Origin of the sequence: Pseudoclavibacter sp. RFBG4, from assembly GCF_002931515.1 — a bacterium.
Taxonomy (GTDB): Bacteria; Actinomycetota; Actinomycetes; order Actinomycetales; family Microbacteriaceae; genus Pseudoclavibacter.
Genome location: NZ_PSYC01000069.1, coordinates 1 through 3,340, shown reverse-complemented (window position 1 = coordinate 3,340; position 3,340 = coordinate 1). Strand labels below are relative to the sequence as shown.

3 protein-coding genes are annotated in these 3,340 nt (G+C 70.1%); 2 read left to right on the top strand and 1 reads right to left on the bottom strand.

Annotated features, from left to right (window positions below; translation table 11 throughout):
* The first annotated feature begins 134 nt into the window (after positions 1-134).
* A complete protein-coding gene (locus tag C5E10_RS18680; protein ID WP_104332933.1) occupies positions 135-599 on the top strand; it encodes a DUF6892 domain-containing protein in 465 nt (154 codons plus the stop codon).
* Positions 600-821: 222 nt separating this feature from the next.
* Here the strand turns inward: C5E10_RS18680 and C5E10_RS18675 are convergent, their stop codons facing one another.
* Positions 822-1,802: an NAD(P)H-quinone oxidoreductase gene (locus C5E10_RS18675; protein WP_104332932.1), complete on the bottom strand. Its 981-nt coding sequence runs from the start codon at positions 1,800-1,802 to the stop codon at positions 822-824.
* Between the two features lie 39 nt (positions 1,803-1,841).
* Here C5E10_RS18675 and C5E10_RS18670 point away from each other — a divergent pair, with 39 nt between their 5' ends.
* The gene (locus C5E10_RS18670) at positions 1,842-2,705 is read left to right on the top strand and encodes a MurR/RpiR family transcriptional regulator (RefSeq protein WP_104332931.1); all 864 of its coding nucleotides are present in this window, start codon (positions 1,842-1,844) and stop codon (positions 2,703-2,705) included.
* Positions 2,706-3,340: the final 635 nt, after the last annotated feature.

Here is a 3,340-nt window from a genome sequence, read left to right as displayed (position 1 = left end):
GCCCCGCCCCGCCTCCCTCCCCGCTTCGCCGAGTCGAGAAGTGAGTTGTGGTCGTCAAGAGGCGATCGTAGCGACCACAAGTCGGCCCTGGGCGTCTCGGCGGACGCTCAAGTGCTTCCGCCAGCATGGCTCGCATGAGCGATTCCCCCAAGACCCAGCCCGCCGGCGACCTGCCCAGCGAGGCGATCGACTTCGCCGACCTCAACTTCAAGCTCGCCGTCATCCAGGAGCTGATGTACGAGCAGGAGCTGCTGACTCCGCAGTTCGTGCTCGCGGACTTCCTCGAAGAGCACGTCGACCGCGAGATCGACCTCTCGCAGGAGATCACCGAGCCGATCCCCGAGGTGCTCGAGTACTTCCGCTCGCTGCCCGTGCCCAGCGAATACGCGCCGAGCGTCGAGGAGCTCTACCAGGATGGCGGGAACGACATCTATCTGGAGATCGCCCCGCAGTGGGGTGGCGACGACTCCACCTTCGACATCGCCGACTTCACCGACACCCGCCACTTCCCGAACCTCACGTCGATGACCCTGCTCGGGGTCGACGACGAGGTCATCGAGGGGCTCCGCCGGAAGGGCATCGACGCGCAGCTGCTCTGAGGGGCAGCCGGTGCGCACCGGTGGATGAGCGTCGGCAGTGCACGTCTTCCGGTCTGCACCGGTGGATGAGCGTTGGTCGGTAAGCGTCGGGCAGTCCAAGCCTGCTGCTCCGCATCGGCGGATGAGGGGCGGCCGGTGCGTACGGGCGCACGGACGCACGCGCGGATGAGCGGGCGAGCCTCCAGTGTTGCGCGTCGGCTTGCGCGTCGGCCTGCGCGCCGGTCAGCGTACGGCGAGGAGGATCTTGCCGATGTGCTCGCCGGACTCCATGCGCTGGTGCGCTCGATGCGTGAAGTCGAGGGTTTCGACGGTGTCGAGGAGGGGGCGCACCTTGCCGGCCTCGACGAGCGGCCACACGTGCTCGCGCACCTGGTCGATGATCGCACGCCGCTCTTCCAGGGGGCGGGCGCGCAGGGTCGTGCCCCAGATGCGGCCGCGCTTCTGCATGAGGCGGCCGACGTTGATGGTCGCTTCGTTGCCGCCCTGCGCCGCGATGACCATGATGCGGCCGCCGGTGGCGAGCGCGTTGACGTCGCGGGCGAGGTAGTCGCCACCGATCATGTCGAGCACGACGTCGACGCCGCGGCCTCCCGTGGCTTGCGCGATGACGTCGACGAAGTCCTCGTCGCGGTAGTTGATGCCTCGGGTCGCGCCGAGCTGCTCCGTCATGGCGACCTTCTCGGGCGTGCCGGCTGTCGCGTACACGGTCACTCCGAGGGCGGTGGCGAGCTGGATGGCGATCGTGCCGACCCCGCTCGTGCCGCCGTGCACGAGGAGCGTCTCGCCCGCTTCGAGGCCAGCGCTCATGAAGAGGTTCGACCAGACGGTCGCGACGGCTTCCGGGAGGCCGGCAGCTTCGACGAGGTCGACTCGCCTCGGCTTGGGGAGCACGAGGCCCTCGTCGACCGCGACCCGGTCGGCGTAGCCGCCGCCGGGGAGGAGCGCGACGACGTAGTCTCCGACCTTCCAGGCGGTGACGGACGCTCCGATCTCGACGACGGTTCCGCTCACCTCGAGACCAGGCCAGGCCGGGGCGCCCTCGGGGGAGGGGTACTTGCCTTCGCGTTGCGCGACGTCGGCGCGATTCACGCCGGCAGCTGCCACGTCGATGATGACCTCGAACGGCCCGGGGGTCGGCTCGTCGACGTCGGAGAGGACGAGGGCGTCTGGCCCGCCGGGGGTAGGAACCGTGATTGCACGCATGCTGGTCAGTGTTTCACGCGGACGTGTACCCTCCGTCTCATGTCAGGGCCAGTGCACGATCCAGAGCGGCTGCGGGGCGTGACGCGCCCGGAGCTGAGCGTGCTCGCTCGCGTGCGCGCCGCATCCGCCGCCCTCGGCCCGAGTGAGCGCAAGGTCGCGCAGATGGTGCTCGCCAGGCCGGATGAGATCGTGGAGTGGTCGACGGCGGAGCTCGCGGACGCCGCGGGCACGTCGACGGCCACGGTCATCCGCGCCTGCCAGAGCCTCGGGTTCCGCGGCTTCCAGCACCTTCGCCTCGACCTCGCCCGATCGGCGCCGCTCGCTCCGCGGGAACAGGGGGCCGTGCGAGAGGCGAGCACGTTCGACGATGCGATCGACGCGGTCCGGCTCGCGCAGGAGAGCGTCGACCCTGAGCGCATCGTCGCGGCCGTCGCGGCGCTCCGCGGTGCCCGCCGCGTCGTGCTCGTCGGCAGCGGCTTTTCGGGGCCCCCGCTGCAGGACTTCGCGATGCGCCTGAGCACGCTCGGTCACTCCGTCGAGGCTCCCGTGGATGCGCTTGCGCAGCAGTTCGCGGTGCGCTCGCTCTCGATCGGCGACGTGTGCCTCACCCTCAGCTACTCCGGCGCGAACGTGCAGTCGCTGCGGGCCGCGGAGGCTGCGAGTGCGCAAGGGGCCACCGTGGTCCTGGTCACGAGCTACGCGCGCTCGCCACTCGGACGGGTCGCCGACGTGGTCGTGACGACCGGACCCGCGGGCACCGCCCATGACATCGATCCGTTCCTCGCGCGGCTCGGCCACACGATCGTGCTCCACGCGTTCCACTCCGCCCTGTCGGAGCTCATCGGCGGCGACGAGGTCGTCGGCATGCGGCACGTCGTGGCCGACGCGCTCTCCGAGGACTGACCAGCGAGGTTGTGGCCTGCGAGGCCTGGCCTGCGAGGCCTGACCTGCCAGGGCTGGCCTCTGATGGCTGATCTACGAGGCCTGATCCGCGACGAGTGACCCGCAAGGGCTGGCCCGCGACGACTGGCCTCCGAGCTGCGCTCGCACCCGCAATCCCGGCGCATGCCAGCCCCCTCGCGTCGCGGTCTCCCGTGCCGCGTCGTGCCGGCTGGGTCCCAAGGGGTGGAGTCGATGCGCGGAGTGGATGCGTGGAGTCAAGGCGTGCGGGGTTTTCGCCACCGTGATGGGTTCTGCGGATGCGCTTGCGGGGTTTCGGTGACTGGTGATGGGTAAAAACCCATCACCGACGCAAAAAGCCCGCACAGCCCGGGATGCAGGGACGAGGGCGCAGGCGGGGACGGGCGCGCAGAGCGGGACGGGACGGGGATCAGGCCGCCCCGCGCCGCGTCGTGCCGGCTGGGTCCCAAGGGGTGGAGTCGATGCGTGAAGTCAAGGCGTGTGGGGTTTTCGCGACCGTGATGGGTTCTGCGGATGCGCGTGCGGGGTTTCGGTGACTGGTGATGGGTAAAAACCCATCACGGACGCGAAAAGCCCGCACGGCCCGGGTGGTGGGGACATGGGAGGGGGCGTAGGAG